The sequence below is a fragment of the Bradyrhizobium sp. P2_E8 genome (assembly GCF_056403875.1).
Genome location: NZ_JBFUES010000661.1, coordinates 1 through 4,391, shown reverse-complemented (window position 1 = coordinate 4,391; position 4,391 = coordinate 1). Strand labels below are relative to the sequence as shown.

The 4,391-nt window shown below is 65.5% G+C and carries 3 protein-coding genes; 1 reads left to right on the top strand and 2 read right to left on the bottom strand.

The genetic code is table 11. The features are described 5' to 3' along the window. Positions 1-290 precede the first annotated feature (290 nt). Positions 291-1,517 (top strand): ABC transporter substrate-binding protein, encoded by a 1,227-nt coding sequence (locus AC1D00_RS29010; RefSeq protein ID WP_477013024.1) that lies wholly within the window; start codon positions 291-293, stop codon positions 1,515-1,517. Between the two features lie 105 nt (positions 1,518-1,622). Here the strand turns inward: AC1D00_RS29010 and AC1D00_RS29005 are convergent, their stop codons facing one another. Both AC1D00_RS29005 and der read right to left on the bottom strand, forming a co-directional pair. Continuing rightward, positions 1,623-2,879, bottom strand: coding sequence for a TCR/Tet family MFS transporter (locus AC1D00_RS29005; protein ID WP_477013023.1), 1,257 nt, complete (start codon positions 2,877-2,879; stop codon positions 1,623-1,625). Beyond that, on the bottom strand, positions 2,876-4,258 hold the full coding sequence (der, locus tag AC1D00_RS29000) for a ribosome biogenesis GTPase Der (protein ID WP_477013022.1): 1,383 nt from the start codon (positions 4,256-4,258) through the stop codon (positions 2,876-2,878). The genes AC1D00_RS29005 and der overlap by 4 nt, the downstream gene beginning before the upstream one ends. Between the last annotated feature and the right edge of the window lie 133 nt (positions 4,259-4,391).

The window sequence follows — 4,391 nt, the reverse complement described above, 5'->3', positions numbered from 1 at the left end:
GGGCAATTCCACTGGGTGCATGCCATGGCGATAGATGCCAAGGGTAACGTCTATACCGCCGAGGTCGATACCGGAAAGCGCATCCAGAAATTCAGGCTGACGTCGGACGCGCTCAAATAGCGCCTCAACGCATTTTGCCCAAAAGTTAACCGACGGATGACGTAACGACGCAGCGTCATCCGGCTTTAGGCGCATTGCCGCCGGCCGTGGGACAGGCTAGAGCCATCAGCCAGAAACAAGGCTCCTCCAAGAGAGCCGTCCGGATATTTGACAGTGGAGGAGATTCTGACATGACAACGACGCTCGCGCGCCGCTATGCCGCGCTTCTGGCTTGTGCCGCATTCGGCTTTGCAACCTCTGCGCATGCGCAGGACAAGACCATCAAGATCGGCGTGTTGAACGACATGTCGAGCCTCTATGCCGACATCGGCGGCCCCAACTCGGTGGCGGCGGTCAAGATGGCGGTGGAGGACTCCGGGCTTGCCGCCAAGGGCTGGAAGATCGAGGTACTCAGCGGCGATCACCAGAACAAGCCCGACATCGGCGTCAACATCGCGCGGCAATGGATCGATGCCGACAAGGTGGACGCCATCGCGGACACGCCGAGCTCCGGCGTTGCCCTCGCGGTGAGCAACCTCGTCAAGGATAAGAATTCGGTGCTGCTCAATTCGGGCGCCGCCACGGCCGACCTCACCGGCAAGGCCTGCACGCCCAACACCGTCTCCTTCACCTACGACACCTACATGCTCGCCAACGGCACCGGCAAGGCCCTGACGAAAGCAGGCGGCGACAGCTGGTTCTTCCTGACCGCGGACTACGCCTTCGGCCACGCGCTGGAGCGCGACACCAGCGCCGTCGTCACGGCCACCGGCGGCAAGGTGCTCGGCGGCGTCAAGCACCCGCTCAACTCGTCCGACTTCTCGTCGTTCCTGCTGCAGGCGCAGTCCTCGAAGGCCAAGGTCATCGGCCTTGCGAACGCCGGCGGCGACACCACCAACGCGATCAAGCAGGCGGCCGAATTCGGCATCGTGGCCGGCGGCCAGAAGCTCGCCGCGCTCCTGCTCTTCATCAACGACGTACATTCGCTTGGCCTGAAAACGGCGCAGGGGCTGACCTTCACCGAGTCCTTCTACTGGGACCTCAACGATAAGACCCGCGAATGGTCGAAGCGCTTCCAGAAAGTGTCGCCCAAGGGCTCGATGCCCTCGATGACGGTGGCAGGCCTCTACGCGGAAATCCTGCACTACCTGAAGGCAATGGAAGCGCTCGGCAGCAATCCACATGACGGCGCCAAGGTGGTCGCCAAGATGAAGGAGCTGCCGACCGACGATCCGCTGTTCGGCAAGGGCCCGCTGCGCGCCGACGGCCGCCGCCTCATCCCGGCCTATCTGTTCGAGGTGAAGAAGCCGGAAGAGTCGAAGGGGCCGTGGGATTACTACAAGCTGGTGGCCACCATCGCGCCGGAAGATGCGGCCAAGCCGCTCGAGGCCAGCGAGTGCCCGCTGGTGAAGAAGTAAGCCAACCAGCGCTGTTGTAGGGTGGGCAAAGGCGCGTAAGCGCCGTGCCCACCATCTCTCCGCGGGCTGACGAAGCAGCGGTGGGCACGCTTCGCTTTGCCCACCCTATGAGACCGTCTTCGTAGTCGCCAGCGTGCGCATCGCGATGGCTACGCATACTACCATCAGCGCACCCGCGAGGAGGAATGGCGCGCCGGGCAGATGCAGCGGCGCGCTACTCCCGATAAAGTATGAAAACGTCAGCGTGAACAGGAACGGGCCGACGAGCTGCGACACGCTCTGCACGCTCGCGGTTGCGCCCTGCAGCTGGCCCTGCTGATCGGGCGCGACCAGCCGCGTCATCAGCGATTGCATCGCGGCACCCGAGATGCCCCACAGCGACATCACGGGAATGCCGATCCAGAACAGCGGTCCGGTCGGCGCAGCGCCGAAGATCACGAAGCCGATCGCACCACAGCACAGGCCCAGAAACAGTGTGGTCCGCTCGCCGAGCGCGCGCACGATCGGGCCGATGGCGAGCCCCTGCACCACCATGGCGCAGATGCCGACCATCGCGAGCGTCAGCCCGACCGTCTTGGAATCCCACCCGTAGCGATAGGTCGCGTAGAGCACGAAGGTCGAGGGCAGCACGACATGCGCGACCTGCGCGATGAAGTTGACGATCGACAGCGCGGCCAACATCGCGTTGGAACGCAGCAGATGCAGCGCCCCGACCGGATTGGCGCGGGTCCAGCGGAACGGCGCGCGCTTGTCGGGCGCCAGCGATTCCGGCAGGACCAGGAGCCCATAGAGCGCATTGGCGAAGCTCAAAGCCGCCGACGCCCAGAACGGCAGGCGCGGATCGATGTCGCCGAGCAGGCCGCCGAGCGCCGGGCCCAGGATGAAGCCGGCGCCGAAGGCCGCACCAATCCTGCCGAAGATCGCCGCGCGCCGCTCCGGCGGCGTGATGTCGGCGATATAGGCGAACGCCGTCGAGATGCTGGCCGAGGTGATGCCGGAGATCACGCGCCCAATGAACAGCCACGTCAGCGACGGCGCGAGCGCCATCAGCACGTAGTCGGCGGCGAGCCCGAAATTCGACAGCAGCACCACCGGCCGCCGTCCGAAACGATCCGACAGCGCGCCCAGCACCGGCGAGAACACGAACTGCATCAGCGCCCAGGCGGTGCCGAACAGGCCGAAGATGCGGGCCGCGTGTGCGGTGTCGTTGTCGACGAAGCTCTCGACGAGTTTTGGCAGGATCGGCATGATCACGCCGAGCGCGAGCATGTCGAGCAGGATGGTGACGAAGATGAAGGCGACCGCGCCGCGCCGGACCGGCGCAGCGCCCTGCGCCATGGCCTCGCCGGCATCGCTGCTCACGACGGCCGCTTGCGCTTGTGGGCGAAGGGGTTGGCCTTCTCGCGCAAGGTGATGCGCACGGGCGTGCCCGGCAGATCGAAAGTCTCGCGCATGGAATTGGTCAGGTAGCGCAAGTACGACTGCGGCACCGCGTCGGCCCGCGAGCAGAACAGCACGAAGCTCGGCGGCCGCGCCTTGGTCTGCGTGATGTAGTTCAGCTTCAGCCTGCGGCCGGACACGGCAGGCGGCGGATTGGCCTGGACCGCCTGCTCGAACCAGCGATTGAGCGCGGACGTCGACACGCGTCTGTTCCAGACCGCGTAGGCGTCCTGGATGGCCTGCATCAGGCGATCGATGCCCTCGCCCATCAGGCCCGATACCGCGACGATCGGCACGCCCTTGACCTGCGGCAGCCAGTGGTCGGCGTCGCGGCTCAGGCCCGAGATCGCGCCGCCGCCCTTGGTCTCCATCAGGTCCCATTTGTTGGCGGCAAGCACGAGCGCGCGGCCCTCGCGCTCGACCAGATCGGCAATGCGCAGATCCTGCTCCTCGAAGCGGTTCTGCGTATCCATCATCAGCACGACGACTTCGGCAAAGCGCACCGCGCGCAGCGCGTCGGCGACCGAGAGCTTTTCCAGCTTCTCCTCGATGCGCGAGCGACGCCGCAGGCCGGCGGTGTCGAACACGCGAAAATCGCGGCCCTTCCAGTTGATCTCGACCGCGATGGAATCGCGCGTGGTGCYGGCCTCCGGGCTCGTCAGCAGGCGCTCCTCGCCGAGCAAATGGTTGATCAGCGTCGACTTGCCGGCATTTGGCCGGCCGACGATGGCGACCCGGATCGGGCGCGTCGCGGCCTCTTCCTCGGAGAGCGGCGCGTCGTCCTCGTCCTCATCTTCGTCGACGGGCTCGGGCATCAGCTTGGCGAGGGCGTCATAAAGCTCGCCCATCCCCTCGCCGTGCTCGGCCGAGATCTGGATGGGATCGCCAAGACCAAGCGCGAAGGCTTCCATCGCGCCGGCATCGCCATGCTTGCCTTCGCTCTTGTTGGCGACCARCAGCACCGGCTTGTTGGCCTTGCGGGCGAAATCGGCGAAGGCGCGGTCGGTCGGCGTGAGGCCGATGCGGGCATCGACGACGAAGAACAGCGCGTCGGCCTGCGCGATCGCGGCCTCGGTCTGCTCCTGCATCCGCGCGGTCAGCGAGCCCTTGGCGCCCTCGTCGAGGCCGGCGGTGTCGATGATGGTGAATTCGAGGTCGCCAAGCCTGGCCTCACCCTCGCGGCGGTCGCGGGTGACGCCCGGCAGGTCATCGACGAGCGCGAGCTTTTGCCCAACCAGGCGGTTGAACAGCGTCGATTTGCCGACATTGGGCCGGCCGATAATGGCGATCGAGAAGGACATCGGTCATTCGTGCGCTGCGAAGGCCGCGCCTGTCAATGCAATGAAATTATTAAAGCGCGATGAGGCCGGGATGAATCCCCATCGCGCTTCAGCTTGTTGTTTAAGCATGATCTCCGCGCAAACGCGTTCCGCA